The 25,838-nt window shown below is 73.6% G+C and carries 26 protein-coding genes, 1 tRNA gene and 2 pseudogenes; 18 read left to right on the top strand and 11 right to left on the bottom strand.

The annotated features are described in order from the left end of the window. Both ACIP4P_RS39705 and ACIP4P_RS39700 read left to right on the top strand, forming a co-directional pair. Nucleotides 1-551 (top strand): annotated as a pseudogene (locus ACIP4P_RS39705) (RNA helicase); the annotation flags it as partial. A gap of 260 nt (nucleotides 552-811) precedes the next feature. Continuing rightward, complete coding sequence (locus tag ACIP4P_RS39700; RefSeq protein ID WP_400927721.1) at nucleotides 812-1,642, top strand: TIGR02452 family protein; 831 nt, start codon at nucleotides 812-814, stop codon at nucleotides 1,640-1,642. Between the two features lie 25 nt (nucleotides 1,643-1,667). Here ACIP4P_RS39700 and ACIP4P_RS39695 read toward each other — a convergent pair whose 3' ends face one another. Next, nucleotides 1,668-2,003, bottom strand: coding sequence for a hypothetical protein (locus ACIP4P_RS39695; protein WP_270145258.1), 336 nt, complete (start codon nucleotides 2,001-2,003; stop codon nucleotides 1,668-1,670). Between the two features lie 198 nt (nucleotides 2,004-2,201). Between ACIP4P_RS39695 and ACIP4P_RS39690 the strand changes: the two genes are divergently transcribed. Both ACIP4P_RS39690 and ACIP4P_RS39685 read left to right on the top strand, forming a co-directional pair. Next, on the top strand, nucleotides 2,202-3,380 hold the full coding sequence (locus ACIP4P_RS39690) for a low temperature requirement protein A (RefSeq protein WP_400927716.1): 1,179 nt from the start codon (nucleotides 2,202-2,204) through the stop codon (nucleotides 3,378-3,380). Then, nucleotides 3,373-3,846, top strand: a complete 474-nt coding sequence (locus ACIP4P_RS39685) for an RICIN domain-containing protein (protein WP_400927713.1) — start codon at nucleotides 3,373-3,375, stop codon at nucleotides 3,844-3,846. Before ACIP4P_RS39690 ends, ACIP4P_RS39685 begins: the two co-directional genes overlap by 8 nt. A gap of 27 nt (nucleotides 3,847-3,873) precedes the next feature. Here ACIP4P_RS39685 and ACIP4P_RS39680 read toward each other — a convergent pair whose 3' ends face one another. The 4 genes and pseudogenes from ACIP4P_RS39680 to ACIP4P_RS39665 form a co-directional block, all read right to left on the bottom strand. Beyond that, nucleotides 3,874-4,569 (bottom strand): tyrosine-protein phosphatase, encoded by a 696-nt coding sequence (locus tag ACIP4P_RS39680; RefSeq protein WP_400927710.1) that lies wholly within the window; start codon nucleotides 4,567-4,569, stop codon nucleotides 3,874-3,876. 75 nt (nucleotides 4,570-4,644) lie between these two features. Beyond that, nucleotides 4,645-5,406: an SDR family oxidoreductase gene (locus tag ACIP4P_RS39675; RefSeq protein WP_400927707.1), complete on the bottom strand. Its 762-nt coding sequence runs from the start codon at nucleotides 5,404-5,406 to the stop codon at nucleotides 4,645-4,647. A 10-nt stretch (nucleotides 5,407-5,416) separates the two neighbouring features. Further along, a complete protein-coding gene (locus ACIP4P_RS39670; RefSeq protein ID WP_400927757.1) occupies nucleotides 5,417-5,569 on the bottom strand; it encodes a hypothetical protein in 153 nt (50 codons plus the stop codon). A 214-nt stretch (nucleotides 5,570-5,783) separates the two neighbouring features. Then, nucleotides 5,784-6,644, bottom strand: a pseudogene (locus tag ACIP4P_RS39665) (DNA glycosylase AlkZ-like family protein); the annotation flags it as partial. A gap of 112 nt (nucleotides 6,645-6,756) precedes the next feature. On the opposite strand from ACIP4P_RS39665, the gene ACIP4P_RS39660 reads away from it, so the two are divergent. From ACIP4P_RS39660 to ACIP4P_RS39645, 4 genes are all read left to right on the top strand, one after another. Continuing rightward, nucleotides 6,757-7,536, top strand: a complete 780-nt coding sequence (locus ACIP4P_RS39660; protein WP_400927704.1) for a DNA polymerase beta superfamily protein — start codon at nucleotides 6,757-6,759, stop codon at nucleotides 7,534-7,536. Between the two features lie 48 nt (nucleotides 7,537-7,584). Continuing rightward, a tRNA-Lys gene (locus tag ACIP4P_RS39655) sits at nucleotides 7,585-7,657 on the top strand. Between the two features lie 122 nt (nucleotides 7,658-7,779). After that, a complete protein-coding gene (locus ACIP4P_RS39650; protein ID WP_400927701.1) occupies nucleotides 7,780-8,289 on the top strand; it encodes a hypothetical protein in 510 nt (169 codons plus the stop codon). A gap of 181 nt (nucleotides 8,290-8,470) precedes the next feature. Beyond that, nucleotides 8,471-8,899, top strand: coding sequence for a hypothetical protein (locus tag ACIP4P_RS39645; RefSeq protein ID WP_400927698.1), 429 nt, complete (start codon nucleotides 8,471-8,473; stop codon nucleotides 8,897-8,899). Here the strand turns inward: ACIP4P_RS39645 and ACIP4P_RS39640 are convergent. Together ACIP4P_RS39640 and ACIP4P_RS39635 are read right to left on the bottom strand one after the other, a co-directional pair. Continuing rightward, nucleotides 8,887-10,320, bottom strand: a complete 1,434-nt coding sequence (locus ACIP4P_RS39640) for an MFS transporter (protein WP_400927695.1) — start codon at nucleotides 10,318-10,320, stop codon at nucleotides 8,887-8,889. The two genes, ACIP4P_RS39645 and ACIP4P_RS39640, sit on opposite strands and share 13 nt — an antisense overlap. 159 nt (nucleotides 10,321-10,479) lie before the next feature. Next, nucleotides 10,480-11,055: a TetR/AcrR family transcriptional regulator gene (locus tag ACIP4P_RS39635; RefSeq protein ID WP_400927692.1), complete on the bottom strand. Its 576-nt coding sequence runs from the start codon at nucleotides 11,053-11,055 to the stop codon at nucleotides 10,480-10,482. Between the two features lie 223 nt (nucleotides 11,056-11,278). Between ACIP4P_RS39635 and ACIP4P_RS39630 the strand changes: the two genes are divergently transcribed. Together ACIP4P_RS39630 and aspS are read left to right on the top strand one after the other, a co-directional pair. Then, on the top strand, nucleotides 11,279-11,674 hold the full coding sequence (locus tag ACIP4P_RS39630; protein ID WP_400927690.1) for a peptidase inhibitor family I36 protein: 396 nt from the start codon (nucleotides 11,279-11,281) through the stop codon (nucleotides 11,672-11,674). 384 nt (nucleotides 11,675-12,058) lie between these two features. After that, complete coding sequence (gene aspS, locus ACIP4P_RS39625; RefSeq protein ID WP_400927688.1) at nucleotides 12,059-13,369, top strand: aspartate--tRNA(Asn) ligase; 1,311 nt, start codon at nucleotides 12,059-12,061, stop codon at nucleotides 13,367-13,369. A 112-nt stretch (nucleotides 13,370-13,481) separates the two neighbouring features. Here the strand turns inward: aspS and ACIP4P_RS39620 are convergent, their stop codons facing one another. Then, complete coding sequence (locus ACIP4P_RS39620; RefSeq protein WP_400927685.1) at nucleotides 13,482-13,925, bottom strand: anthrone oxygenase family protein; 444 nt, start codon at nucleotides 13,923-13,925, stop codon at nucleotides 13,482-13,484. Between the two features lie 89 nt (nucleotides 13,926-14,014). On the opposite strand from ACIP4P_RS39620, the gene ACIP4P_RS39615 reads away from it, so the two are divergent. From ACIP4P_RS39615 to ACIP4P_RS39605, 3 genes are all read left to right on the top strand, one after another. Then, a complete protein-coding gene (locus ACIP4P_RS39615) occupies nucleotides 14,015-14,593 on the top strand; it encodes a TetR/AcrR family transcriptional regulator (protein WP_400927682.1) in 579 nt (192 codons plus the stop codon). A gap of 111 nt (nucleotides 14,594-14,704) precedes the next feature. Further along, nucleotides 14,705-15,868: an MFS transporter gene (locus tag ACIP4P_RS39610; protein ID WP_400927679.1), complete on the top strand. Its 1,164-nt coding sequence runs from the start codon at nucleotides 14,705-14,707 to the stop codon at nucleotides 15,866-15,868. Nucleotides 15,869-16,116: 248 nt separating this feature from the next. Then, on the top strand, nucleotides 16,117-18,138 hold the full coding sequence (locus tag ACIP4P_RS39605; RefSeq protein ID WP_400927676.1) for a carbamoyltransferase C-terminal domain-containing protein: 2,022 nt from the start codon (nucleotides 16,117-16,119) through the stop codon (nucleotides 18,136-18,138). Nucleotides 18,139-18,281: 143 nt separating this feature from the next. On the opposite strand, the gene ACIP4P_RS39600 is transcribed toward ACIP4P_RS39605, so the two are convergent. Genes ACIP4P_RS39600 through ACIP4P_RS39590 form a run of 3 tightly spaced genes read right to left on the bottom strand, consistent with a single transcriptional unit; the run spans nucleotide 18,282 to nucleotide 20,696 of the window. Next, nucleotides 18,282-18,467, bottom strand: a complete 186-nt coding sequence (locus tag ACIP4P_RS39600) for a hypothetical protein (RefSeq protein WP_400927673.1) — start codon at nucleotides 18,465-18,467, stop codon at nucleotides 18,282-18,284. 34 nt (nucleotides 18,468-18,501) lie between these two features. Then, the gene (locus ACIP4P_RS39595; protein ID WP_400927670.1) at nucleotides 18,502-19,356 is read right to left on the bottom strand and encodes a class I SAM-dependent methyltransferase; all 855 of its coding nucleotides are present in this window, start codon (nucleotides 19,354-19,356) and stop codon (nucleotides 18,502-18,504) included. After that, nucleotides 19,353-20,696 (bottom strand): cytochrome P450, encoded by a 1,344-nt coding sequence (locus ACIP4P_RS39590; RefSeq protein ID WP_400927666.1) that lies wholly within the window; start codon nucleotides 20,694-20,696, stop codon nucleotides 19,353-19,355. Before ACIP4P_RS39590 ends, ACIP4P_RS39595 begins: the two co-directional genes overlap by 4 nt. A 383-nt stretch (nucleotides 20,697-21,079) precedes the next feature. On the opposite strand from ACIP4P_RS39590, the gene ACIP4P_RS39585 reads away from it, so the two are divergent. From ACIP4P_RS39585 to ACIP4P_RS39565, 5 genes are all read left to right on the top strand, one after another. After that, on the top strand, nucleotides 21,080-21,448 hold the full coding sequence (locus tag ACIP4P_RS39585) for a hypothetical protein (protein ID WP_223886012.1): 369 nt from the start codon (nucleotides 21,080-21,082) through the stop codon (nucleotides 21,446-21,448). 93 nt (nucleotides 21,449-21,541) lie between these two features. Then, nucleotides 21,542-22,537 (top strand): ABC transporter ATP-binding protein, encoded by a 996-nt coding sequence (locus tag ACIP4P_RS39580; protein WP_350513507.1) that lies wholly within the window; start codon nucleotides 21,542-21,544, stop codon nucleotides 22,535-22,537. Continuing rightward, a complete protein-coding gene (locus ACIP4P_RS39575; RefSeq protein ID WP_350513508.1) occupies nucleotides 22,534-23,394 on the top strand; it encodes an ABC transporter permease in 861 nt (286 codons plus the stop codon). Before ACIP4P_RS39580 ends, ACIP4P_RS39575 begins: the two co-directional genes overlap by 4 nt. Nucleotides 23,395-23,412: 18 nt before the next feature. After that, complete coding sequence (locus ACIP4P_RS39570; protein WP_400927660.1) at nucleotides 23,413-24,603, top strand: cytochrome P450; 1,191 nt, start codon at nucleotides 23,413-23,415, stop codon at nucleotides 24,601-24,603. Further along, on the top strand, nucleotides 24,600-25,829 hold the full coding sequence (locus ACIP4P_RS39565; RefSeq protein WP_400927657.1) for a flavin monoamine oxidase family protein: 1,230 nt from the start codon (nucleotides 24,600-24,602) through the stop codon (nucleotides 25,827-25,829). The genes ACIP4P_RS39570 and ACIP4P_RS39565 overlap by 4 nt, the downstream gene beginning before the upstream one ends. Nucleotides 25,830-25,838 lie beyond the last annotated feature (9 nt).

Raw genomic sequence — 25,838 nt, 5'->3', positions numbered from 1 at the left:
GCCGTGACCGTGACGACCGTCGTTCCGGTGGTTTCAACCGTGACGACCGTGGCGGCGAGCGCGGTGGCTTCAACCGTGACCGCGGTGGTTTCGGCGGTGGCCGTGACCGTGACGACCGTCGTTCCGGTGGTTTCAACCGTGACGACCGTGGCGGCGAGCGCGGTGGCTTCAACCGTGACCGCGGTGGCTTCGGCGCCGGCCGTGACCGTGACGACCGTCGCTCGGGCGGTTTCAACCGTGACGACCGTGGCGGCGAGCGCGGTGGCTTCAACCGTGACGACCGTGGCGGCGACCGCGGCGGCCGCTCCTTCGGCGACCGTCCGGCCCGCTCCTTCGGCGACCGTCCGTCCTTCGGCCGGGACCGCGACGAGCGCGGCGGCAGCAGCCGTCCGTTCGCCCGCCGCGACGACCACCGCTCCGGCGGCCGTCCGCAGTCCGACCGCGGTGGCTTCAACCGTGACCGTGGCGGCTTCGGCGGTGGCCGTGACCGCGACAACTCCAACGGCGGCGGCTTCAACCGCGACGACCGCAAGCCGCGCTGGAAGAACTGACGTCGTACGGCTGACCGGACGGTCGGCTGAACGGCTGACCGAACGGTTCGGCTGACCGGCTCGGTCGCGCGACATCCGCGACATCAGCGACACACACGAAGGGCCCGCTCCGTCCCCCGGAGCGGGCCCTTCGTGTTTCCCCCCGGCGTCCCCCCGGACACCCCCCAACACCCCGGTGCTGCGCTCCCCCCCGAGGTGTTGTTCTGGAGGTGAGAATAACCTGTGGCGCGCGCTGGGGCCAGTCCCGTAGCGTCACGGACATGAGCAGCAGACTGCATGACGTGGCACGAGTGAACGAGGAGATCGCCGCGCGGGGGAGCTACCGGACGGCCGGGGGCGCACTCGTGGAGGTGGGGGAGCAGGTGGCCGCGGCGCGGGCCGGCACGGTGTCGTACGCGCCGGACGGCCTGGACGCGCTGCTGGCGGCGGGGGAGCGCGGCCCGCTCACCGGGCCGGTGGCGGTGACGGCGGAGGGCAGCGTGGCGGCCGCCGGGCGGCTGGTCGCGGCCGGGGCCGGGCCGGTCGGGGTGCTGAACTTCGCGTCCGCGCGCAACCCCGGCGGCGGGTACCTGCGCGGTGCCCGCGCCCAGGAGGAGGACCTGTGCCGCAGCGCCCTGCTGTACAGCTGCCTGGTCGAGGCGCCGGACTACTACGAGGCGCACCGGGCCTCGACGGACCTGCGGTACAGCCACCGGGTGATCGTCTCGCCCGACGTCCCGGTGATCCGGGACGGCCGCGGTGACCTGCTGGCCCGGCCGTACCCGGTCACCTTCCTGACCTCGCCCGCGCCCAACGCCGGTCAGCTGGAACGGCGTTCGGCCGGTACGGACGTCCGGGGCGTGCTCGCCGAGCGGGCCCTGCGGGTGCTCGCCGCGGCCGCCCGGCACGAGGTGCGGGCCCTGGTGCTCGGCGCCTGGGGCTGCGGGGTCTTCGGCAACGACCCGGCCCAGGTCGCCGAGGCGTTCGAGGGCGCGCTGGCCCGCTACGGGGGCGCGTTCGAGCAGGTGGTGTTCGCGGTCTGGGACCGCTCACCGGTCTCGGCGAACCGGGCCGCCTTCGAGGCCCGGTTCGGCGCGGAGGTCCGGCCGTAGGTCCGGCCGTAGGCCCGGCCCGGGCTCAGCGCTTGCGGGCGGCCAGCACGGTCGCGGCCGTGGAGGCCGCCGCGACCACCCCGGTGACCGCGAAGACGGACGGCCAGGCGCCGATCCGCTTCGCCAGCGGGTGCGAGCCGCCGAAGGCCGCCACGTACAGGCCGGTCAGCGCCGCCGCGGCGGCCGTGCCCGAGCTGCGGCGCCACTGCGCGGCCGCCCCGGCACCGGCCACCGCCAGCACCGCGCCGCCCAGTTCGCGTCGTCCGCTCCAGCGGGCCACGCCGTAACCGCCGACCAGACCGCTCGCCGCGGTCAGCGCGGCGGGCGCGGCGGCCGCGAGCGCGTTCGGGACCTTCGCCATCGTCGACTCCACTCGTATCCACGCGTAGGGGGTTCGCGTTCCGGCTTCCGACCCTAACCCGGCGAACGGGCCGGGTGGCCGGGGGCCTCCGGCCCGGCTCCGGGGCCGTTCCCCTCAGGCCGACACCGTCCGTGCACCAGTACCGCTCGTGCACCGGAAACGCCCCCGCGGTTCGGCCCGGTGACGGATACTCGCGCGGTGACCGTGCCCGACCGCCCCTTCGCGTCCTCCGCCCCCGCCGCTGCCGCCGATGTCCGCGGGCGGGCCCAGCCGGCCCTGAAGGTGGCGCCGCTGGAGCTGTTCCTGGACCTCGTGTTCGTCTTCACCATCACCCAGCTCACCGGCAGCCTGGTCCACCACCTCACCCTCGGCGGCTTCGCCCAGGTGCTGGTGATGCTGGGGGTGATCTGGTGGATGTACGACGCCTTCATCTGGCTGACCAACGCGATGCCGCCGCGCACCCACGGGCGGCGCGCGCTGCTGATGCTGGCGATGGGCGCCTTCCTGGTGATCTCGCTGTCGGTGCCGCACGCCTTCGAGGGCAGCGGAGCCGCGTTCGGCTGGGCGTACCTGGTGGTGGTCGCCGTGCACACCGGGATGTTCGCCGCGGCCGGGGTGGCACCCGCCGCGGTGCTCGGGATGGGCGCCGCCAACCTGGTCGTCGGTGGCCTGGTGGTGGCCGGCGGCTACTTCACCGGGACGGTCCAACTCGGCTTCTGGACGGCCGCCTTCGCGATGCAGTACGTCACCACCAAGGCGGCCCGGCTGCCCGAGTTCCGGCTGCGCGCGGACCACTTCGTGGAGCGGCACGGACTGATCGTGATCATCGCGTTCGGCGAGTCGGTGATCGCCATCGGGGTCGGCGCCGGAGCCGCCGGCCTCGGCCCGGCGCTGATCGCCGTCGCGCTGCTCAGCCTGACCGTCTGCGTCGGCCTCTGGTGGGCGTACTTCGGGCACGACGACGACGCGCGCGCCGAGCACCACATGGCCGCGCTGCCCTCCGACGAGCGCAACCGGGCGGCCGTCACGGTCTACTACCTCGGCCACTTCGGGCTGCTGCTCGGCGTGCTGCTGTTCGCGGCCGGGGTGAAGTCGGCGACCGCCCACCCCGCCGACCCGATCACCCTGCCGCAGGCCGCCGCGCTGTCCGGCGGCATCACGCTGTACCTGGTGGTGAACACCGCCGTCCGGCGCTTCTTCGGACTGCGGCCCAACCGGCCCCGGCTGATCGGCGCGGTCCTGGTCGCGGCGACCGTCCGACTGGGCACCGGGGTGTCGGCGCTCGCCCAGGTCGCCGCCGTGGTCGTGGTGCTGGCGGCGGTCTTCGGCCACGAGGCGCGCTGTCGGTCCCGGGTGGGAGACTCCGAACGTGACTGACGAGACCAGCGGGGCGACCGGGGCGGCCGACCCGGTCACCGAAGGCCGCTACCGCATCCGCAACATCGGCAGCGGCCTGCTGCTGGAGGTCGCCGAGGCCTCCCGGCGCAGCGGCGCCCGCGTCCGGCTGGGCGCGGACGACGGCTCCGACGCCCAGCTCTGGCAGCTCGCCGCTGTCCACCCCGGCGGCGCGCTCTTCCACATCGAGAACGCCGGCAGCGGCAAGCGCCTCGACGTCACCGGCGCCTCCCCGGAGGACGGCGTCCCGATCCAGCAGTGGTCCGCCAACGCCTTCGGCGCCCAGGAATGGCTGCTGGAGGCCCACGTCGACGCCCCGGGCACCTACACCGTCACCAGCTTCATCAGCGGCAAACCACTGACCGCCCCGGCCGCCCCGGACGCCCCCGTCCAGCAGTGGGAGGACGTCGACGCCCCCACCCAGTGGTGGCGCTTCGAGCGCGTCTGAGGCTCGGGCGCCCAAGCGCTCGGACGCTCAGGCCGACAGGTTGGTGCGGACGGCGGCCAGGTCGGCGGGGGTGAGGCCGGCGGCGTGGAGGTAGTCGGGGACGGAGCCGTGGTGGGTGCGGATCCAGGCGAGGGAGGAGGCGATGAGGTCGGCGTTGATCGGGCGGGAGATGCGCTCGGTGCCGGTCTCGTCGACGTAGGGGGTGGGGCCCTGGTCCAGGCCGAGGCCGACGTTGGAGCGCAGGAAGTCGGCGGTGATGTCGGCGTCGGAGGCGCCGAGCAGGGACTGCAGGACGGCGATGGTGAGGCCGGTGCGGTCCTTGCCGACGGCGCAGTGGATGACCACCGGGAGGGCGTCCGGGGCGGCCAGTCGGCGGACGACGGCGGCGAGCGACGGGCCGGCGTAGGCGGGCATGAAGGTGTAGAGGTCGGCCTGGTCCTCGGGCCAGGGGCGGTCGAGGTCGTCGCGGTTGGCGGGCAGGGTCGGCAGGTGGAGGGACTCGTGGTCGAGGCCGTGCCGCTGGTCCGGCCAGACCTCCAGCTCCTCCTGGCTGCGCAGGTCGATCACCGTCCGCAGGCCGAGGTCCTTGAGCTTGCGGGCACCCTCCTCGGTGAGCGTGTGGAGGGAGCCGGAGCGGTAGAGCACGCCCCGGCGCAGCGCGCCGATCCCGCCCGCGTCACGGAAGTTGCGCACGCCGGGGATCTCGATGAAGGCATCGGTCATGGCCCCCACCGTACGGGTGCGGACGCGAGCGGGGGAAGGAAACCAGAGGGGGCCGTTCGGCGGCGGACGGGTGCGTCAGCGCCCGCCGGAGACCTCCAGGAACGCCCCCGTGGTGTACGAGGCGGCCGGGGAGAGCAGGAAGAGGATCGCCTCGGCGACCTCCTCGGGTTCCCCGCCGCGCCGCATCGGCAGGTTGGGGGCGACCCGGTCGACCCGGCCCGGTTCGCCGCCGAGGGCGTGGATGCCGGTGTGGATCAGGCCCGGGCGCACGCAGTTGACCCGGATGCCCTCGGCGGCGACCTCCAGGGCCAGGCCGCGGGTCATCGAGTCCAGGGCGCCCTTGGCGGCCGCGTAGTCGACGTACTCGTTCGGCGAGCCGATCCGGGACGCGGCCGAGCCGACGTTGACGATGGCGCCGCCGCGCCCGCCGTGCCGGGTGGACATCCGGCGGACGGCCCGGGCGGCGCAGAGGAACGGGCCGGTGATGTTGGCGGCCCAGATCCGGGTCAGCCGGTCCTCGTCGAGGTCCTCCAGCCGGCACTGCCGCTCCAGCGTGCCCGCGTTGTTCACCAGGCCGGTGAGCGGCCCGAGTTCGGCGTCCACGGTGGCGAACAGCCGCTCCACCTCGGCGGTGCGGCTGACGTCGGCCCGGACGGCGATCGCGGTGCCGCCCTCGGCCCGGACCGCGTCCACCACGGCGGCGGCCGAGGCCTCGTCCGTACGGTAGTTGACGCAGACCCGGTGGCCGCGGCGGGCGGCCAGCAGGGCGGTGGCGGCGCCGATGCCGCGGCCGGCGCCGGTGATGAGCAGGACGTCGTCGGTGCTGGTGGTCGCCATGGGCCGTACGCTACCCGGCGACCCGGCCCGGCACGCCCGCGGCTCGGGGCAGGGCGGCTTCGCGCAGGGCGGCGATCTTCGGGGCGCGGCTCTTCGGCGAGTCGAGGCTGAAGCCGCGGGCGTCGCCGAGCTCGTCCCGGACGAAGGCCTCGGTGCGGGCCACCGCCGCGCGCAGCGCGTCGTTCGGCGGGACGAAGGACTGGTGGACGATCTCGGCCCGCTCGGTGTCGTACTCCCACAGGCCGACGATCCGGCCGCGGTCCAGGACCAGGTGGGTCTGCGGGTCGGTCTCGCCGCCGAAGGCGCGCCCGGCCCGGCCGGCGGGCAGCGGGCGGGCGGCGTCGGCCGGGTCGAGCAGCCGGGGGCAGGTCGCGGTGCAGCAGGTGGATGCCGTCGATGCCGGCCAGCAGGGTGTAGTGCGGTTCGGCCGGTGCCTCGAACTCGGCGAACTCCTCGGCGAGTTCGGGCGGCAGCAGCAGCTCGGAGCCGGGCTCGACCGGGACCGGACCGGCCTCGGCGACGGCCGCGCGGGCGGTGGCCGCGGAGAAGCCGGAGAACCAGCGGAAGTGCCCGAGGGTGGCCGGGCCGGCCCAGGAGAAGTAGCGGCGGGCGAGGTCGACGGCGTTCCCGGCGGCCGGCTGGTCCCAGCCGACGTAGCCGTAACGCTGCTGGTCCAGGCGGCCGTTGACCGGCACCCGGCGGATCCGGCCGCGGGACTGCATCAGCCCGAGGGCGAGCGGCAGGGTGGTCGACAGGCCGCGCTTGCGGCCCGCCTCGCCGAGCGGCCGGACGGCGTCGCCGACCGCCTCCCGGATGGTGGTCGGGTCCAGCGTCGCGCCGTCGGCCAGGACTCGCTCGACGGCCAGGCAGAGCTGCTCCACCTCGTCCCGGCCGACGCCCAGGTGCTTCTCCGCGGCGGCCAGTTCACCCGCCGGGGCGGCCGCGCCGACGGCCAGGCCGAGCGCGAAGTCGACGGCGGGCAGCACATAGGTGCAGCCGCGCGCGGAGGGCAGCTCGTGCACCGCCAGGGCGGCCACCGCCGCGTCCACCTCCGCCCGGCCGAGCCCGGCCCGGGCGAACAGGCCCAGGTACGGGGCCGCGCCGCCGACCGAGCGGGCCCAGCCGGTGGCGGCCAGGACCTCGGCGGCGGAGGCCCCGGGGTGCGGGCGGTCCAGCCACTGCCGGTGCGACCACCAGGCCCGCAGCTTCTCGGTGTCGATCCCACGGCTGTGCTCCATCCGCCCAGTATCGGCGGCGGGGCGGGCCCCGGACCGGAAATCGCTCGCCCGGCGCGGCCGGTTCCGGAGAGGATGCGGTACCCGGCGTCACAGGTGAGCGAGAGGAGAACGCATGTCCGTCCCCGGTGCGACCCTGCCCTCGGGCACCGTCCTGCTCTCCGGCATCGTCGGTTCCACCGCCTACGGCTTCGCCCACGCGGGTTCTGACGTCGACCGGCTCGGCCTGTTCGCTGTCCCCACCGAGGAGTTGCACGGTCTGCACCGCCCGGCCGAGTCGCACGTCGGCACCGCGCCGGACGTCACCCTGCACGAAGCCGCCAAGTGGTGCCGGCTGGCGCTGTCCTGCAACCCGACCGCCTCCGAACTCGTCTGGCTGCCCGAGGAGCTGTACGAGACCACCAGCCCGCTCGGCCGGGAACTGGTCGGGATCCGGTCGAGCTTCCTCAGCGCCCCCGCCGTCCGCAAGGCCTATCTCGGCTACGCGGACCAGCAGTTCCGCAAGCTGCTGACCCGCGACACCACCGACCCGGCCACCCGCCGCCGGGCCGCCAAGCACGCCCGGCACCTGGTCCGGCTGGTCGAGCAGGCCGTCCGGCTGCACCGCACCGGCCGCAACCTGATCCGCCTCCCCGACCCGGAACGCGTCCGCGACCTCGGCGAACGCATCGCCGACTGCCCCGCCACCGCCGAACACCTGCTCGCCGAAGCCGTCGACCAGCTGGCCCGCCCCGGCGTGCTCCCCGAGGCCCCCGACCCCCGCCCCGCCGAGGCCTGGCTGCGCCGCGTCCGGGCCGCCCACTACAGCCCGCCCTACAGCTCGGCTCAAGCCGCACCTCCCGCACCCGGCGCGCCCGGCCAATCCACTGGCGGAGCCCTGGGGCCCACCGGGTAGGATCGCCATGGCCCTTCCCACCCGGGTGCCTCCGGTAGGCAGGGCCGCGGGCCACTAGCTCAATTGGCAGAGCTGCGGACTTTTAATCCGTAGGTTCAGGGTTCGAGCCCCTGGTGGCCCACAGACGAACGATCCGTACCGGCCTTGGGCGTTCTCCCTCCGGGGAGGGCGCCCTTCGTCGTTCCCGGGGGCGGGGCGGCACCCGGCCGGGGTGAGTGATGGGCGCTCAACTATCTTGGTGTCATGGGACCTTTGAAGCCTGATCTTGCGCAGTTGGTGATCGGACTCGTCTGTTTCTTCCTGATATTCGGGATCCTCGGGGCGGTGCTGCTGCCGCGGATCGAGAAGGTGCTGGGGGAGCGCCGGGATGCCACCGAGGGGGGTGTCGAGCGGGCGGAGGCGGCCCGGGCCGAGGCGCAGCGGGTGTACGAGGAGTTCCAGGCGGAGCTCACCGCGGCGCGGCACGAGGCGGCGGTGATCCGGCAGACCACCATCGAGGAGGGCGCGGCGATCATCGCCCGGCTGCGGGCCGAGGGTCAGGAGCTGCGGGACCGGATGGTCGCCGAGGCGCAGGTGCAGCTGGCCGCCGACCGGGTGCTGGCCGAGGCCGAGCTGCGGGAGGACGTGGTCCGGCTCGCCGGTGAGCTGGCCGGGCGGGTGATCGGCGAGCCGGTCGCCGAGCTGCCGCGCACCCGGGAGATCGCCGACGAGTTCTTCGCCGCGTACGACGCCAAGGCCGACGCGCGGGCCTGACCCCCGGTCCCGTTCGGGACTTCCCCACTCCTACGGCCCGGGTCCCGGCCGGTGGTTCGACCACCGGCCGGGACCCGGGCCGTTCTGCGGTGCGTGGGGCGCTGACCATGACGTCTGTCATCCGGGAGAGGTGGCGGCGGGCACTGACGGGGGTTCAGGGCGCGGCCGTAGGTTTCAGGGCATGGAGATCACGAAGAACACCGGGACCCCGGCCCGCCGCACCGAGTGGAGCCTGGCCCTGCTGGGCGGCCTGAAGCACCGGGGCGACTTCGCGGCCCGGGAGCGCACGGTGCACGTGGCGGCGGTGGGCGGGGCCAAGCTGGACCACACCGGGGCGGTGCTGCCGGTGGACGGGACGCACCTGGTGAAGGCGGCCCTGGTCGGTGGCGCGGAGCTGGCCTACCCGGAGGGTGCCTCGGCCGAGGTGGACGCGTTCTCGGTGTTCGGTGGGGTGGACCTGACCGTGCCGGCCGGGACGGCGGTGGAGGTCAGCGGGTTCTCGCTGCTGGGCGGGCGCAGCAGGGGTGTGGCCGGGGAGCCGGGCGGACCGGTGGTGAAGGTCCGCTCGTACTCGCTGGTGGGTGGGGTCAAGGTCCGTCAGGCGGGCTGAACCCGTGCGTCGGCCGGTGCGGGGGCGGGCGTCGGCGCCGGGGTGACGCGGGCGAGCCGGGCGGTGAGGCCGATCATGGCGAGGACGGCGCCCAGGGCGAGCCAGCTGCCGACGGCCGCGGCGGTGGCCGGGTCGTGGTGGTCGAGGACGGCGAAGTAGCTGCCGCCGATCACGGCGACGCCGGTGACGGCGGCGAACTGCTGGGTGGTGGCGAGGGTGCCGGAGGCGGTGCCGGCCCGTTCGGGGGCGATGCCGGCCATCGGGGCGCCGATCAGCGAGGGCAGGACCAGGCCGTTGCCGAGGCCCATCAGGCCCATGGCGGTGAGCAGGACGGGCAGGGCGTGGTGCGCGCCCTCGGTCTGCAGGGCGAGCGCGGTGAGCAGCAGGCTGAGGGCGGTGATCGCCCCGCCGGCGATCGGGACGCGCAGCCCGTACCGGGGGAGCAGCCGCTTGCCGGTGAGCGAGGCGACCATGGCGAGGACGGCCATGGGGGTGAAGACCAGGCCGGAGCGCAGCGGGCTGTAGCCGAAGCCGGTCTGGACGGTCAGGCTGATCACGAAGACGAAGCCGGCGAAGAAGGCCATGAAGGCGGCGTTCACGGCGAGTCCGGTGCGGAAGACCCGGCTGCGGAGCAGGGCGGGGTCGAGCAGCGGCTGTCCGCCTCGGGCGGCGAGCCGGTGCTCCCAGCGCAGGGCGGCGAGGAGGGCGGGGACGGCGGCGGCGAGCATCGCCCAGCCCCAGAGCGGCCAGCCGGCCTCGCGGCCGAGGACCAGTGGGACGAGGGCGAGGGCGAGCGAGCCGGAGATCGCGAGCACGCCGATGCCGTCCAGGGCGGGGCGGCGACGGGTGGTGGTGCGCGGCAGAACGGTGGCGGCGAGGGCGAGGACGATCAGGCCGACCGGCAGGTTGACCAGGAAGACGGCGCGCCAGCCGAGGCCGAGGAGGTCGCCGTCGAGCAGGACGCCGCCCAGCAACTGGCCGCAGACGCCGCTGAGTCCGCCGGTGACGCCGAACCAGGCGAGGGCGCGCGGCCGGCCCGCGGCGGGGATCGCGGTGGTGATCAGGGCGAGCACCTGGGGGACCATGGCGGCGGCGGTGAGGCCCTGGAGCATGCGGGCGAGCACCAGGTGGGCGGGGGACTGGGCGAGTCCGCACAGCACGGAGGCGGCGGTGAACGCGGCCATGCCGGCGAGGAACATCCGGCGGTGGCCGAGGATGTCGCCGAGCCGTCCGCCGAGGACGAGTCCGGTGGCGTAGCTGAACACATAGCCGGCGACGACCAGTTCGAGCGCGGCCTGGCCGGCGCCGAGGTCGGCGCGGATGGCGGGGAGGGCGACGTTCACGGCGTTGCCGTCGAAGCCGTACATGAAGAAGGCCGCCAGGACGACGGGGAGGAGGGGTGGGCGGCGCAGGAGGGACATGGGGCTGGACTCCGCTTCGATTATTGCTTCAATTATTGGTGGAAGTGCCAAAAACTTGGGCATGAGGAAGCCCGGGCCGGCCCGGGGTGGAGCTCGTCAGGCGCGCGGGCGCAGGCGTGCAGGCGTGCAGGCGTGCAGGCGTGCAGGCGTGCAGGGCGCTCAGGCGCGCAGGTCGTCGATGATCGCGTCGACGGTCGCGTGCAGCGACTCGGGCTCGAAGCCCGCCTTGGCCTGGAGCAGCAGTCCGTGGAAGCCGGCCATCACCTGGCGGGCGAGCACCTGCGGGGCGCGGTCGGCGCGGATCTCGCCGCGCAGTCGGCCCTCCTCGACGGCGGTGGTCAGCGCGGCCTCCAGCGGGACGAAGGCCTGTCGGGCCAGCTGGGCCAACTCCGGCTCACGGACGGCCAGTTCGGTGACGGTGTTGACCGCGAGGCAGCCCCGGTGGTCGGTCGCGGCCCGGTCGACCCCGGTCAGCAGCAGCTGCCGGACGCGCTCCAGCGGCGGCCGGTCGTCGCGCAGCGGGTTCGCCCCGGCGGCGCCGCCCGCGCGGTAGCGGTGCAGGGTGAGTTCGAACAGCTGGCGCTTGCCGCCGAAGGCGTTGTAGAGGCTGCCGCGCAGCATGCCGGTGCTCTCGGCGAGGTCGTCGGTCGAGGTCGCGGTGTACCCCTTGGTCCAGAAGGTGTTCATGGCCGCGTCGATCGCGGCCTCGGTGTCGAACTTCCTCGGGCGTGCCATGGTGGGGATCGTGCCAGTTATTGGCTGCTCTGTCAAAAACATCGTCAGATCCGACCGTCGGATTCGACCGCCTCCGCTCGTCACTCACCCGGCCTCGAATGTTGCTGGTGCACCATCCAAGTGATGTTCGTGAAGACGCCTGGTGTCTCTGTGTCCGATTTGTGTCGTTTGTTCATGATGCGGGGAGCCGGGGGACTCACCCCCGCCGACCAAGGAGATCTCCTTGAAGCTTCGCCTCCCCCTCGTCATGGCCACCGCCGTGCTCGCCGGTATGGTCGCCCTCCCCGTCCAGTCGGCCACCGCCACCACCCGGAGCGTGCACGTCATCAGCGGGCAGGGCGCCGGCCTGTGCAACGACGGGTTCGTCTGTCTGTACGAGAACTACGGGCTCAACAACCCGCAGAACGGCCGGGTCATGCTGGCCGACGAGAACGTCGACTGGATGTCCGACTACGGCTTCGACAAGATCATCAGCTCGGTCTGCAACCACACCGGCACGTCCGTCACCCTCTTCTCGCAGCCCGCCTACGAGGGCACCTCCTTCACCGTCTCGTCCGGCCGCTGCACCGACGTGCCCGCGTCGTTCAACGACCAGGCGTCCTCGATGATGCTGAACTGACCGTACGGTCCCGTGGCGGCCCCTCCACCCGTTCCGGTGGAGGGGCCGCCGTACGTGCCCGCCCCCGTTTATCGATTGCCCCGCCCCCGCGCGGTTCGTATCCTGCTGCGCAACGCGTCGACGGAGACGAGTAGCCAGGGATCACGCGAGCAGAGAGAACCGCCGGTAGCTGGGAAGGCGGTCCCGCGCCCCGAGGTGAAGACCCTCCCGAGCCGCGGGGAGGAACGGCCGCCGCCGAGGCGGTCCAATGCCCCGCCGGCCGGCCCCCGTCATCGGGCCGAACGAGGCCGCCACCCGTGTGGCGGCGAAAGTGCGGTGGTACCGCGAGTCCCCTTCTCGCCCGCACTCCCAAGGGATCATGACGATGTCCCCCGGAGGACCTCAATGATCCACAACCGCGTACGCGTCGCCGAGTTGAGCGAACACCTCGGCCGTACCGTCTCCGTCTGCGGGTGGGTGCACACCCTCCGCCTGCAGGCCAGGATGCAGTTCGTCATCGTGCGGGACGGCACCGGTCCGGTGCAGGTCACCCACCGGCGGGACGGCGGGCCGTTGGAGGCCCAACTCGACGCCCTCACGCCCGAGTCCGCCGTACGGATCACCGGCCGGGTGGTCGAGGCGGCACAGGTGAAGCTCGGCGGCCTGGAGCTCGTCCCGGAGACGGTCGAGGTGCTGAACCGGGCCGCCGCTCCGCTGCCGATCGACGACCACACCGGCCTGGAGCAGCGCCTGGACTGGCGCTTCCTGGACGTGCGCCGCCGGCCCGCCGCCCAGCTGGTGTTCGCCGTGCAGACCACCCTGGAGCAGGGGATGCGCGAGTACGCCTACGCCGAGGGTGCCACCGAGATGCACACCCCCAAGCTGATGGGCAGCGCCTCGGAGTCCGGCGCGGAGGTCTTCGAGCTGGGCTACTTCGGCCGCAGCGCGTACCTGGCGCAGTCGCCGCAGTTCTACAAGCAGATGGCGATCGCGGCGGGGGTGGAGAAGGTCTTCGAGATCGGCCCGGTGTTCCGCGCCGAGCCGTCGTTCACCTTCCGGCACGCCACCGAGTTCACCGGCGTCGACGTCGAACTGGCCTGGATCGACGACGTCGAGGAGGTGATGGCCTTCGAGGAGCGGATGCTCGCCCACGCGATCGGGAGGGTGGCGGAGGTCCACGGGGCGGCGATCGCCGAGCAGTTCGGCGTCGAGGTCACCGTGCCGGCCACGCCGTTCCCCCGGATCACCATGGCCGAGGCGCAGGAACTGCTGCGGGCGGGCGGCTGGGACCCGGAGGGGACGAAGGAGGACCTGGACCCGGAGGGTGAGCGGGCCCTCGCGGCCTGCATCAAGGAGAGCACCGGGCACGAGTTCGTGTTCGTCACCCGCTATCCGGTCGGCATCCGGCCGTTCTACCACCGGCGGGCGGCCGACGAGCCGGGCGTGACGCTGAGTTTCGACCTGCTGTGGAACGGTCTGGAGGTGACCACCGGCGCCCAGCGTGAGCACCGGTACGAGGTGCTGCTGGAGCAGGCCGCGGAGAAGGGCATGAGCCCGGAGCCGATGCGGGACTACCTGAACGCCTTCCGCTACGGGTGCCCGCCGCACGGGGGCTTCGGGATGGGTCTGGGCCGGGTGCTGATGGTCCTGCTCAGCCTCGGCTCGATCCGGGAGGCGACGTTCCTGTTCCGAGGGCCGAACCGGCTCTCGCCGTAACAGGGCCGGACGCGGGTCGGCGCAGGAAGTCGGACCGGCCGACTTCCTGCGCCGTTGTGCTGTGCTGTGCTGTGGGGCTGCCGTGCGGTGGTGCTCAGTCGAGCCGCCGTGCTCATACGAGGGCGGTGACCAGCAGGGCGAAGGCGGCGACGATGACGGCGACGCGGGCGTAGTGGTAGCGGTCCCAGCGGTCGCTCTGCTCCTTCCAGTCGGCGGGCCGGTTCTCGGGGGTCCAGGTCTTGCTGCGGTTGTTGATCGGGACGAGCAGCAGGACGGACATCAGCACGCTGACGACCAGCAGTGCGGCGGCGGTGAGGACGAGGCCGGTGCCGTGCTGCCGGCCGGCGACGGCCCAGATGCCGGCGAGGACGACCGAGCTGATGTACCAGAAGGGCATCAGGGCGCCGAGCATCCGGCCGCCGTGGGCGCGGGCCAGTTGGCCGGCGTCCTCGGGGAGGGCGGCGAAGATCCGGTTCATGACGAAGGCGACGGAGAGCTCCACGCCCACCATCAGGCCGACGGAGACGGTGGTGAAGACCTCAAGTGCGGTGAGCATGACGACCCCTGGTTTCTAGCGCTGCTAGGTGATGAGGCAACGCTAGTACTGCTGCCGCTCTGTTGTCTAGCGGTGCTAGGATTTGGGTCATGTCGGTACAGGAACGCAAGCAGCGCGAACGGGCGGAACGCGAGCGCCTCATCGTGGCGACCGCCCGTGAACTCGCCGAGCAGCAGGGCTGGGACGCGGTCACCACCCGCCGGCTCGCCGAGCGCATCGAATACAGCCAGCCCGTCCTCTACAGCCACTTCCGCGGCAAACGCGAGATCATCGGTGCGGTCGCCCTGGAGGGCGCCACCGAGATGGCCGCGGTGCTGCGGGCCGCGACGGCCGCGGCGGATGGTCGCCGCGCCCGGGTGGCCGCCCTCGCCCGGGCCTACCTCGACTTCGCCGCCGCCAACCCGGCGGTCTACGACGCGATGTTCCAGCTCGACGGCGGCCTGGCCTTCGCCCAGGAGTCCACTCCCGAGCAGCTGAAGGACGCCTTCGCCGCCCTGCTGGAGACCCTCGGCGAGGTCGCCGGGGAGGGCGTCCACCCGGGGGTGTTCACCGAGGTGTTCTGGGCCGCCCTGCACGGCCAGGCGACGCTGACCCGGGCGGGCCGGCTCCCGGCGGAGTTCGTAGAGAACCGGGTGGAACTGCTGGTGGACCGGCTCGCGGTGGTCTGACGCGCCCCGGCGCAGGAAGTCGGACGGGCCGACTTCCTGCGCCAGGGCGGTGCGGACGTTGGCGTCGCAATCACGCCGGTGCCGGGGCGGGGTGGCTGGTGGGGTGGTCAGGTGACCACGACTTCTCCCGCTGTTGCCCGCAGGCCCGCCCCGGGGCGGGCGCGTGACTGGCTCGCCGTCGTCTCCGTGACGGCGGGGATCTTCGCCATCGTCACCACCGAGCTGCTGCCGATCGGCCTGCTCACGTCGATCGGTGCCACCTTCCGGATCTCCGACGGCACCGCCGGGCTGATGATGACCCTGCCCGGCCTCGTCGCCGCCGTGGCCGCCCCGACCGTCACGGTCGCCGTCCGGCGGGCCGACCGCCGGGTCGTGCTCTGCGGCCTGATGCTGGCCCTCGCACTCGCCGACCTCGTCGACGCGGCCGCGCCCGGCTACTGGGCGGTGCTCGCCGCCCGGGTCGTGCTCGGAGTCGTCATCGGCGCGTTCTGGTCGATCGGCGCCGGGCTCGCCCCGCGGCTGGTGGCCGCGCCCCGGCAGGGACGGGCGAACGCGGTGATCTTCTCGGCGGTGCCGCTGGGCTCGGTGCTCGGGGTGCCCGCCGGGGTCCTGCTCGGCCAACTGGCCGGGTGGCGGGCGGCGTTCGCGGCGATGGCGGTGCTGAGCCTCGCCGTGGTCGCGGCCCTCGCCGCGACCCTGCCCCCGTTGCCGCCGCAGACCCCGACCGCCTTCGCCGTGCTGCGCGGACTGCTCCGGCTGCGGGCCGTCCGGGCCGGGCTCGTGGTCACGCTGCTCCTGGTGACCGCCCACTTCGGCACGTACACCTACGTCACGCCGTTCCTGGCGGACGTCACCGGCGTCGGGCCGGGCGGCGTCACCGCGCTGCTGCTGGTGTACGGAATCGCGGGTGTGGTGGGGAACTTCGTGGGCGGGCTGCGGCGTGCCGCGTTCACCGGCGTGATCCTGCTGCTGGCGACGGCCGTCCTGCTGCTGCCCGTCCTCGGACGGTCGGAGCCGGGGGCGGCGGTGCTGTTGGTGGGGTGGGGCCTCGCGTACGGGGCCGTCCCGGTCTGCGTCCAGGGCTGGTTCGCTCGCGCGGCGCCGCACGCGCCGGAGGCGGCGACGGTCGTCTTCACGTCCTCGTTCCAGGCCACCATCTCGGTCGGCGCGCTGGCGGGCGGGGCGGTGGTGGACGCCTGGTCGACCTCGGTGGTGATGGTGGCCGGAGGGTGCACGGCGCTGGCGGCCGCCGTGGTGGCGACCCGGAAGTGGTAGCGCCGGGGCAACAGGGGGAGGGCCCTGCTGCGCATGCGTACGCGGCGCTGCCGGGGCGTGCGTAAACGGGGATTTCAGTATGTACCGGCCGTCCGCACGCGTGGTCGAATGACCGGGTAGTCGCTGATGCCGGGGGCAGGCGGCCGGCCCTGGGCGGGGTACCGGAATTCCCGGGACAGCCCTTCGCGCACGGGCCGGAAAAACCTCGTCCTGACAGAACCTGGCAGACCGAGGAAAAAGAGGTAACCGTGGCCGAGCATTTCCTTTCCGCCTATCTCACGCCGCCGGGGCCGGGTGCGGTCTTCTCGGTCCGGCACGACCAGAACGTCGCGCTCTGGCGCCGGGACGGGGCGGACGTCGAACTCGTCCGGGTCTGGGAACTGGAGCGGGTCAGCGGGCAGAAGCACCATTTCTGGCCGCTGTACACCGAGGGCCGTTCGGCGGCCTTCCTGTCGGCGCTGCTGGCCGAGGAGGGGCTGACCCTCGACGACGTCACCGCCACCTGGGGCACCCCCGGCCTGCCCGGGACGCAGCCGGTGCCGAAGCCGGCCGGCGCGGAGGACTTCCCGCTGCACAGCCTGGCGCACCTGTTCAGCGGCGTGCTGCGGGACGTCCCGCTGTTCCGCGAGGGTCAGATCGTCGGCCTGGCGATCGACGCGCTGCCCGACTACGCGCAGGAGAGCCGCCCCAACCCGTACTGGTACGCGGGCTGCGTGGTGAAGCAGGGCCGGATCACCTTCGAGCCGGTGGAGTCACCCGGGCCGCTGTACACCGCGGCCGAGACGGTGTTCGGGCTGGAGCCCGGCTCGCTGATGGCGCTGGCCTCCGCCTCCACGGCCGCGATCGAGTTTGACGCCGAGGCCGCCATCGCCGACGTCACCTTCTTCGGCGGTTCGGCGACCCAGCCCTGGAAGGCCGCCCACGACCTGGTGCGCTCGGTGGTGGACGCCGCCGAACGGCAGCTCGCCGACGCCGAGCTGGACAACTCGCTCAGCCGCGAGGACCACCTGCGCAGCGCCGTGATGAAGGTCGTCCAGCGCTGCTGCGAGGGCGTCGCGATCCGTAACGTGCAGCGGCTGCTGGAGGTCGGCGGCATCCGCGCCGAGGACACCCACCTCGCCACCACCGGCGGTTACGCGCTCAACTGCCCCACCAACACCCTGCTGATGGACCGCTTCGGCTTCCGCGGCCTGGTCTCCCCGCCGTGCGCCAACGACTCCGGCCAGGGCATCGGCCTCGGCCTGCTGGGCCTGTACGGGGCCGGCCTGCTCGCCGACTCCGAGCTGCGGATCGACTCCCCGTACTACGGCCGGGACGTGCTGGACACCGAGGAGGCGCTGGCCGAGTTCGCGCCGTGGATCGTCTCGGTGACGGACTTCGAGGACGAGCGCTTCGTCGCCGACGTCTCGGACGGCGTGATCGCCTGGGTGGACGGCCGGGCCGAGCTCGGACCGCGCGCGCTGGGCCACCGCAGCCTGCTCGGCGACCCGCGCTCGGAGAAGGTCAAGGACCTGCTGAACGCGTACAAGCGGCGCCAGTGGTGGCGGCCGGTCGCGCCGATGGTGATGGCCGAGCACGCGGGCGAGTGGTTCGCCTCCGACCGCGAGTCGCCGTACATGCTGGAGGCCGTGCAGGTCCGGCCGGAGGTACGGGAGTTGGTGCCCGCGATCGTCCACCTGGACGGCTCGGCCCGGCACCAGACCGTCAGCGCGGCGGCCAACCCGCGGCTGCACCGGGCGCTGGACGCCTTCCGGGCCGCGACCGGGGTGCCGATCCTCTGCAACACCTCGCTCAACGACAAGGCCGAGGCGGTCGTCGACCAGGCCGCCCAGGCGCTCAACTTCTGCGTCCGCAAGGGCGTTTCGGTGCTCTACCTGGGTGGACGACGGGTCGAGCTGCGGGCCGAGCCGGTGTCGGCGGACGGGGTGCCGACGCCGGCGGCCCCGACCGAGCCGCGGCCGCGCGCCCTGGAGCACTTCGCCGGGCAGGAGGCGGACCGCGACGCGCTCTGGCAGGGCTGGCTGGACGCCGGCTACACCGTCGAGGGCATGTACCACCTCTCGCGCAGCCACCAGCTGCGCGCCGAGCAGGAGTTGTCCACGCCGGAGCGGGTCAATCTGCTGGCGGCGTACCGGGCGAAGGTCGACCCGTCGTTCTCCGGGCTGGTGAGCAACTTCGTCCGCACCCACGGGCCGGGCGGCTCCTTCGTCGACCCGTCCACGCTGACCGGGGCGTTCGGGGTGATCAACCCGCTGCGCAGGGGGCGGTAGGCGCGGGGAGCGGCAACGGCCGGGGACCGAAACGGGGCGGGGGCCGGAAACGGGTCGGGCGCCAGGAACGGGTCGGGGGGTAAGGCTTTCGAAGCCTTACCCCCCGACCCGTTCCGTCGTCGCTAAGCCACCGGCCGCCATCCTCAGTAGCGCGGCTTCCGGGTCAGCGCCAGGCCGCCCAGCAGGAAGGCCACCCCGAGCGCGCCGGCGACCACCGCGGAGGTGGTGTCGGCGGGCTTCTGGCTGGCGTCCATCACGGCGGTGACCAGGCCGGCGACGGCGCTGATGTAGCAGAAGATGGTGATGAAGATCTTCACCTTGGGGTGCATGGAGAGGGTCCTTTCCGAGAGGTGGGTGCGGGGGTCAGACAGCTGCGGGTGCTGCGGTTTCCTGCGGTCCGCGGCCCGCGGGTGCGGTCGCGGCGGCGGTGAGGCCGAGCAGCATCACCCAGGCGTCGGGGTCCGACCGGAAGCGGTTCCAGCGGTCCGCGGCGAGGGCGAGCTCGGCCAGTGAGAGGACGCCCCGGGCGACCAGCGGCTCCAGGCGCTGCGGGCCGAGCTGCGGGGCGAAGGCGTCGGTGGGGTGGTCGTCGTTGGTGGTGGCGAACGGGCGCAGCACCGGCTGTTCGAAGCCGGCCGCGCGCAGCAGCAGGGGCAGCCGGCGGCCGATCGAGCGGTCGCCGCCGTCGGCGCGCTGGGCGGCGGCCATCTTGGCGTGCACACCGGCGAGTTCGGGGTACGAGGGCTCGGCGGCGCCCCACAGTGCGGAGTCGACCTCGGTGACGGCGACCCGGCCGCCCGGGCGCAGCACCCGCCGGACCTCGGCGAGCACCGCGACCGGGTCGGGCACGTGCTGGAGGACGTAGCGCAGCAGCACGAAGTCCACGCTGGCGTCCGGCAGGGGCAGTTCGGCGCCGTCGGCGACCAGCAGGGTGACACCGGGGCCGGCCGCGTGGGCGAGCAGTTCGCCGTCGATGTCGGCGGCGATCAGCGCGCTGTCGGCGGGCAGCGCGGCGCGCAGCCGTCGGGTCACCGCGCCCGGTCCGGCGCCGAGCTCCAACACCGTTCCCCCGATGCCGAGTTCGCGCAGGATGCGGAGTTCCTCGGGGAACGAGAGCGCGGCCTGTGCCTCCAGCCGGTCGAGTTCGGCGGCCAGGCCGCCGCCGGTGGTGCGCGCCGGGTCGTAGGAACCGCCCACGGGGCGTACGGAGGTGGTCATCGGGGCCTCGCGATCATCGTCATGCCGTGCTTGGGGCGGAGGGTGACCAGGGCCTCGGGCTCGACCGGGAAGCCCTCGACCAGTTCCAGCCGGACGGACTGGAGCAGGGCGGCGAGCACCAGGACGGCCTCCAGCATGGCGAAGTGCTGGCCGACGCAGATCCGGTCGCCGCCGCCGAACGGCAGGTAGAGGTGGCTGGGCAGGTCGGCGCCGTCGAAGCGGTCCGGGCGGTAGGCGTCCGGCTCGGTCCAGTACTCGGGGTGGCGGTGCAGCACCCACTGGCTGACGCACACCAGGGTGCCGGGTTCGACGTCGTACCCGCCGATGACGTCGGGCCCGACGGCCCGGCGGGAGATCAGCCAGACCGGCGGGAAGAGCCGCATCGCCTCCTGGATGGCCCTCCGGCAGGCGGGGAGGTCGGCCAGGTCGGCGGCGGTCGGCGGGCGGCCGCCGAGCACCCGGTCGACCTCCTCGCGGACCTTGGCCAGCTCCTCGGGGTGGCGGTCGAGCAGGTAGAGGGTCCAGGTCAGGGACTTGGCGGTGGTCTCGTGGCCGGCCATCACGATGGTCAGCACCTGGTCGCGGAGGTCCTCGTCGGAGACCAGGTGGTGGGTGGACATCAGGGTGTCCAGCAGGTCGCCGCCGGCCTTGTCACCCCCGGCCTTGTCACCGCCGGCCTTGTCGCCGCCCACGGGACAGCTGCTGCCACCGGTGCTGCCGCCGCCCGCCCGGCGGGCGGCGATCAGGGTGCGGGTGACGGTGTTGAGGAACACCCGGGCGCGCCCGAAGTCGGCGTACCGGCGGGCGGTGTCGGCCGGGTCCGGGTCCGGGCTGGGCACGTAGTGCCCGATGCAGCGGTTGACGGCGTCCACCGCGCGGGCGAAGCCCTCCCCGATGCCGTCGATGTCGGCGCCGAGGATGGCGTGGGTGAGGATGCCCAGGGTGAGCGCGGTGAGGTGCTGGTCCACCTCCAGCGGGGTGCCGGCCTCGACGGCGGGCCGCCAGCGCTCCAGCATCTGGGCGGTGGCGTCGGTGACGATCGCGTCGAAGGTGCGGACCGCGCTGGGGCGGAACGCGGGCGCGGTGAGGTGCCGTTGGCGGGCCCAGTCGGCGCCGTTGCTGGTCAGCAGCCCGTTGCCGAGCAGCGGGCGCAGCATGGCGTCGTCCGGGGTGCCCTCCTTGCTGTAGTTGGCGCCGTTGTCCTTCAACACGTGCCGGGCGTACTCGGGCCGGTTGAGCAGGTAGACGGTGTCACCGGCGGCGCGGTGCCGGGTGACGTCGCCGTAGGTGCGGGCCAGGCCGGTGATGAAGTCGAGCGGCGACTCCCTCATCAGCGCCATGTCGACGTCGTCGGCAGGGCCTGGCGGGACGGTGTGCGTAGGCACGGTGCGGACCACCCCCGTGTTTCCTCTCGATGCTCACCCGGGACTTCCGGAGTACGTACGCATCCGCCGAATACGTACGTACGCATTTCCCGGTGATTTCCCGGTACGCATTTCGATGCGTAGGTCGATGCGTATTCTGATACGTATTCAAGGGTGCGGGACGCCTGAAATCTACCGCACCCGCCGCACGTGCTCAATACTTAGTCCAGGCGCCGGAAGTGAGGTCTTGGCGGTCAATTGCGGCCGTGTCATTCTTCATTTGTCGGCGGCGCCGGGAAGCACGAAAGTGCCGAGGCCCGCCGACGGCCAACCGGAAACCGGAGAAAAGGAAAATTCTCATGGCTTTGGACCAGAGGAAGCGGGCCGAGTTCGTCAACGGCTACACCCGCGCCCTGATCAGCGCCTGGTCGAGCGAGGAGTACGCGGCCCGCCTGCGTACCGACGCCCGTGCCGCCCTCGCCGAGGCCGGCCTGGAGCTCCCGGCCGACGCGGAGATCGTCATCGTCCAGACTGCCGCCGAGGGCGAGCAGGAGGGCAACCTCGAGGTGCAGGTGGAGCTGTACGAGATCGGTCTGGCGACCGGCCGTTACGAGTTCCACATCCCGGAGACCCCGCAGATCGACACCGCTGAGCTCAGCGAGGGCGACCTGTCGGACATCGCGGCCGGCGGCAACTCCTGCTGCTGCCCGTGCTGCTGCTGCACCTGATCGAGCCGGGAAACCCGCCCGCCGGGCAAGGCGCCCGGCCGGTCGACCTGAACACCAGGTCGGCCTGATTACCCCACCAAGGAGCGATCCACAGTGGCGACTGCCGTCGGGGAACACCCCGTCTCAGTCCGCGGCCTGCGCAAGAGTTACGGCGACTGGCATGCGGTCCAGGGTCTGGATCTGGACATCTACCGGGGTGAGGTCTTCGCCCTGCTCGGGCCGAACGGCGCGGGCAAGACGACGACCGTCGAAATCCTGGAGGGCGTCCGCCAGCGAACCGGCGGTGACGTGCGGGTCCTCGGCTGCGACCCAGCCGAGGACCGGCGCGACTGGCGCGCCAGGATCGGGGTGGTCCCGCAGACCACCGGCGCCTACTCGGACCTGACGGTCCGCGAGGTCGTCGAGCACTTCGCGGCGTTCTACCCGAACCCGCTGCCGGTCGGCCAGGTCATCGACATGGTCGGACTGGGCAAGCACGAGAAGAAGCAGAGCACCGACCTCTCCGGAGGCCAGGCCCGGCGGCTCGACGTCGCGGTGGGCATCGTCGGCGACCCGGACCTGATCTTCCTCGACGAACCCACCACCGGGTTGGACCCGGTGGCCCGTCGGGAGGCCTGGGACCTGGTCCGCTACTTCTCCGAGCGCGGACGCACCACCGTGCTCACCACGCACTACCTCGACGAGGCCGAGGCGCTCTGCGAGCGCGCCGCGGTGATCGTCGCCGGCCGGGTGGTCCAGTGCGGGCCGCTGGCCGAGTTCGGCGGCCGAACGCAGACTCCGACCACGGTCTCCTTCCGGATTCCGCCGGAGCTGGCGGGCCGCACGCTGCCGTCGTTGCCACCCGGGGCCGAACCGGCCCCGGTGGGCGCGGACGGCGTCCTCCGGATCGGCACCCACGCCCCGACCGCGCTGCTCGCCGCGCTGGTCCCCTGGGCGCACCACGCGGGGGTCGGCGAACTGCCCGAACTGCGGGTGCACCGGCCCACGTTGGAGGACGTGTACCTGGACCTGATCCGGGAGAACGTGGACGGGACCGACCGCGGCGCGGACACCACCCAGAGCATCGGCGACGAGGCGGGCAAGCGATGACCCTCACCCACACCCCCGCGACGGCGCCGGCCGTCGACGCGCCCCGTCGCGCCGGCCGGCCGCCCGGCATCTGGCGGGCCTCGGTGGCCCGCTCCAAGGTGGAGCTGCGGGCGTTCTTCCGGAACAAGCAGTCGCTGGTCTTCACCCTGATGTTCCCGGTGATCCTGCTGGTCGTCTTCGGCTCGATCTTCTCCGGGAAGGTGGCCGGCACCGACACCGACCTCAAGCAGGTGTTCATGGCCGGCATCATCGCCGCCGGCGTGATGAGCACCTCCTTCTCCGGTCTGGCGATCAACATCGCGATCGAGCGGGACACCGGCACGGTCCGCCGGCTAGCGATGACCCCGATGCCCAAGTCGGCGTACTTCATCGGCAAGCTGGTGCGGGTCATCGTCACCACCGCGCTGGAGGCGGTGCTGCTGATCGGCATCGCGCTCGCCCTGTTCGGGCTGCCGCTGCCCAGTACCCCGGAACGCTGGTTCACCCTCGGCTGGGACCTCGCGCTCGGCACCGTCGCCTGCGCGATGGCCGGCGCCGCCTACTCGGCGCTGATCCCCAACAGCCGGTCCGCGGCGGCGATCGTCACCCCGGTCTTCATGGTGCTCCAGTTCATCTCCGGCGTGTTCTTCCCGTTCGGCCAACTCCCCGCCTGGATGCAGACGGTGGCCGCGTTCTTCCCGGTCAAGTGGATGGCCCAGGGCTTCCGCTCGGTCTTCCTGCCGGACTCCTTCACCGCCGTGGAACCCGCCGGGAACTGGGAACTGGGCCACATCGCGATGGTCCTGGTCGCCTGGTCGCTGGCCGGCCTGGTGCTGACCGCCTTCTCCTTCCGCTGGCGCGGACCCCGGGTCCGCTGATTTCAAGGAGCCGGACCCATGAGCACGACGGCGCCGGTGCGCCTGCCGGAGCACCTGATCCACCCGTTCGCCCCCGCCGGGCGGGCGGACCCGCACCCGGCGTACCGGTGGCTCCGGGCCAACGACCCGGTCCACTACGACGCCGCGTCCCGGCTCTGGCTGGTCACCGGGCACGGTGACTGCGCGACGGTGCTGCGCGACCCGCGCTTCTCCGCCGCCCAGGGCCAGCGCGAGCGCGCCCGGGACGACGCGCTGCCGCCGTCGATGCTCACCACCGACCCGCCGGACCACCACCGGCTACGGGCCCCGGGGGCGCTGCTCCTGGGGCCGGCGGCCGTCCGTTCGGTGGCCGCCCGGCTCGCCGCCGACGTGGACGCGCTGGTGGACGGGCTCCCGGCGGGCGGTCGGGTGGACGCCGTCGCCGACCTCGGGCGGCCGCTCGCCACCGCCGTCTACGCCCGGCTGTTCGGGCTGCCCGCCGAGCAGTCGAGGCGCTTCGAGGCGCTCGCCCGGGCCGCCTCCGTCAACCTCGACCCGATGGTGCCGCCGGCCCGCGCCGCTCTCGGCCGCAGCGCGGCGACGGCGCTCACCCACTTCCTGGACGGGCACGCCCGTACGGTCGCGGACACCGAGGTGCCGCTGGCCGCCCTGGCCGCCGACGACCGGCTCAGCCGTGCCGAGATGCTAGGCGTCCTCAGCCTGGCCGTGATCGGCGGCTGGCAGCCGCTCGCCGAGTTCATCGGCAACGCCCTGCACCTGCTGCTGCCCGACCGCGCGGCCGTCGCCGCCCTGGGCCGGGCCGACGAGGACGCCGCCCGGCTCGCCGTCGACGAACTGCTGCGGCTGGAGGCGCCGATCCCCTTCACCGCCCGGGTCACCACCGACCGGGTCGAGCTGGACGGCGGCGTGCTGCCGGCCGGCGCCCGGGTGCTCGCCGTGCTCACCGCCGCCAACCGCGACCCGGCGGTCTTTGCCGACCCGGACGCGCTGCACCTCGACCGCAGCCCCAACCCGCACCTCGGCTTCGGCGGCGGCCCGCACTTCTGCCTGGCCGCCCCGCTGGTCCGGCAGACCGCCGCGCTGCTGCTGCCCCGCCTGGTCCGCCGCTTCCCGGCGCTGCGCGGGCCCGCCGGGGCGCCGGACTGGGACCAGTGCCTGGTGCCGCGGCGGCTGCGGGCCCTGCCGATCGAGCTCGGGGGTGCGGCGTGAACACCTTTGACGTCATCGTGGTCGGTGCCGGCGCGTCCGGCCTCAACTGCGCCCGACTGCTGTCCCGGGAGGGGCTGCGCGTCGTGGTGCACGAGGCCCGGAACCGGCTCGGCGGACGCCTCCACACCTTCCAACCGGCCGACGGGGGACCACCGTTGGAGCTGGGTGCCCAGGTCGTGCACGGGGAGCACAACCCGGTGCACGAGCTGCTCGGCCCCGGCCGGACCGCCGCCGTCCCGCGCCGGGTCACCGCCCGGATCGTCGAGGGCGGCGCGGACCGGCCGATGGGGGAGCTCAGCCGGGGGCGTCGGGCGCCCTGGCAGCTGGAGGCCATGCTCCGGCGCGGCCCCGGGGTCACCGGGCTGTCCGTCGGCACCTGGCTGCGGGCGACCGGCAGCACCGGTGCGGAGGCGACGGCCGCCGAGGAGTGGTTCCGGCAGAACTGGGCCGCCGCGCCGGAGGAGCTGAGCGCCGCCGGGGTCGCCGCCGCCCACCGCGGGGACACGGTCGGGGAGGGCGAGTTCGCCGTCCAGGGCGGCTTCGCCCGGCTGGCCGAGCGGCTGGCCGACGGTCTGGACGTCCGACTCGGCTCGCCCGTACGGGAGGTGGCGTACGAGCCGGGCCGGGTCACGGTACGGACGGACGGCGGTTCCGCCGCCGCCCGGGCCGTCGTGCTCACCGTCCCGCCGGCCGCCGTCGGCGGCATCGCCGGCCTGCCCGCGGTCAAGCTGGCCGAGGCCGCCGCGCTCCCCGCCGGGGACGGCTGCTGCGCGGTGTTCACCCTGGACCGGGCCGCGCCCGACACCGTCATCGTCTTCGACGTGGACGGCCGCACGGGCTTCACCCGCTGCGCGGCCGGGCGCCCGGAGGTGCTGGTGGTCGCCAAGGCCGACGCGGCCGGCGTGCTCCGCGCGGCCGTCGACCAGGGCTGCGCCTCCGCCCTGCTGGCCACCGTGCTGCCCTGGACGGACGGCGCCGCCGTGCTGGACGTGACCGTCGCCGACTGGGGCCGGGACCCGTACGCCGGCGGGGCGTTCACCGCTCCCCGGGCCGGGCTGGAGGGCGCCGCCCGACAGTGGGCCGAGCCGGTGGACGACACGCTCTTCCTCGCCGGTGAGGCGACCGTGGCCGGCGGGCAACTGCCCTGGGTCCAGGGCGCGCTGGCGAGCGGGGAGCGGGCCGCCGAACAGGTCCTCAAGGCAATCCGATCAACGCGAGCCCGATGAACGTGAGTC

The sequence above is a fragment of the Kitasatospora sp. NPDC089509 genome (genome assembly GCF_044749365.1).
Taxonomy (GTDB): Bacteria; Actinomycetota; Actinomycetes; order Streptomycetales; family Streptomycetaceae; genus Kitasatospora.
The sequence above is the reverse complement of the archived record's forward strand: the minus strand, read 5'-3'. Positions and strand labels throughout refer to the sequence as shown.

Excerpts from the sequence above, each read along its gene's own strand:
- ACIP4P_RS39700 (WP_400927721.1), top strand. The coding sequence starts at position 812 with ATGAGCAGCAGACTGCATGACGTGGCACGAGTGAACGAGGAGATCGCC.
- ACIP4P_RS39695 (WP_270145258.1), bottom strand. The coding sequence starts at position 2,003 with ATGGCGAAGGTCCCGAACGCGCTCGCGGCCGCCGCGCCCGCCGCGCTG.
- ACIP4P_RS39680 (WP_400927710.1), bottom strand. The coding sequence starts at position 4,569 with ATGACCGATGCCTTCATCGAGATCCCCGGCGTGCGCAACTTCCGTGAC.
- ACIP4P_RS39675 (WP_400927707.1), bottom strand. The coding sequence starts at position 5,406 with ATGGCGACCACCAGCACCGACGACGTCCTGCTCATCACCGGCGCCGGC.
- ACIP4P_RS39660 (WP_400927704.1), top strand. The coding sequence starts at position 6,757 with ATGTCCGTCCCCGGTGCGACCCTGCCCTCGGGCACCGTCCTGCTCTCC.
- ACIP4P_RS39650 (WP_400927701.1), top strand. The coding sequence starts at position 7,780 with ATGGGACCTTTGAAGCCTGATCTTGCGCAGTTGGTGATCGGACTCGTC.
- ACIP4P_RS39645 (WP_400927698.1), top strand. The coding sequence starts at position 8,471 with ATGGAGATCACGAAGAACACCGGGACCCCGGCCCGCCGCACCGAGTGG.
- ACIP4P_RS39640 (WP_400927695.1), bottom strand. The coding sequence starts at position 10,320 with ATGTCCCTCCTGCGCCGCCCACCCCTCCTCCCCGTCGTCCTGGCGGCC.
- ACIP4P_RS39635 (WP_400927692.1), bottom strand. The coding sequence starts at position 11,055 with ATGGCACGCCCGAGGAAGTTCGACACCGAGGCCGCGATCGACGCGGCC.
- aspS (WP_400927688.1), top strand. The coding sequence starts at position 12,059 with ATGATCCACAACCGCGTACGCGTCGCCGAGTTGAGCGAACACCTCGGC.
- ACIP4P_RS39620 (WP_400927685.1), bottom strand. The coding sequence starts at position 13,925 with ATGCTCACCGCACTTGAGGTCTTCACCACCGTCTCCGTCGGCCTGATG.
- ACIP4P_RS39615 (WP_400927682.1), top strand. The coding sequence starts at position 14,015 with ATGTCGGTACAGGAACGCAAGCAGCGCGAACGGGCGGAACGCGAGCGC.
- ACIP4P_RS39600 (WP_400927673.1), bottom strand. The coding sequence starts at position 18,467 with ATGCACCCCAAGGTGAAGATCTTCATCACCATCTTCTGCTACATCAGC.
- ACIP4P_RS39595 (WP_400927670.1), bottom strand. The coding sequence starts at position 19,356 with ATGACCACCTCCGTACGCCCCGTGGGCGGTTCCTACGACCCGGCGCGC.
- ACIP4P_RS39590 (WP_400927666.1), bottom strand. The coding sequence starts at position 20,696 with ATGGCGCTGATGAGGGAGTCGCCGCTCGACTTCATCACCGGCCTGGCC.
- ACIP4P_RS39585 (WP_223886012.1), top strand. The coding sequence starts at position 21,080 with ATGGCTTTGGACCAGAGGAAGCGGGCCGAGTTCGTCAACGGCTACACC.
- ACIP4P_RS39575 (WP_350513508.1), top strand. The coding sequence starts at position 22,534 with ATGACCCTCACCCACACCCCCGCGACGGCGCCGGCCGTCGACGCGCCC.
- ACIP4P_RS39570 (WP_400927660.1), top strand. The coding sequence starts at position 23,413 with ATGAGCACGACGGCGCCGGTGCGCCTGCCGGAGCACCTGATCCACCCG.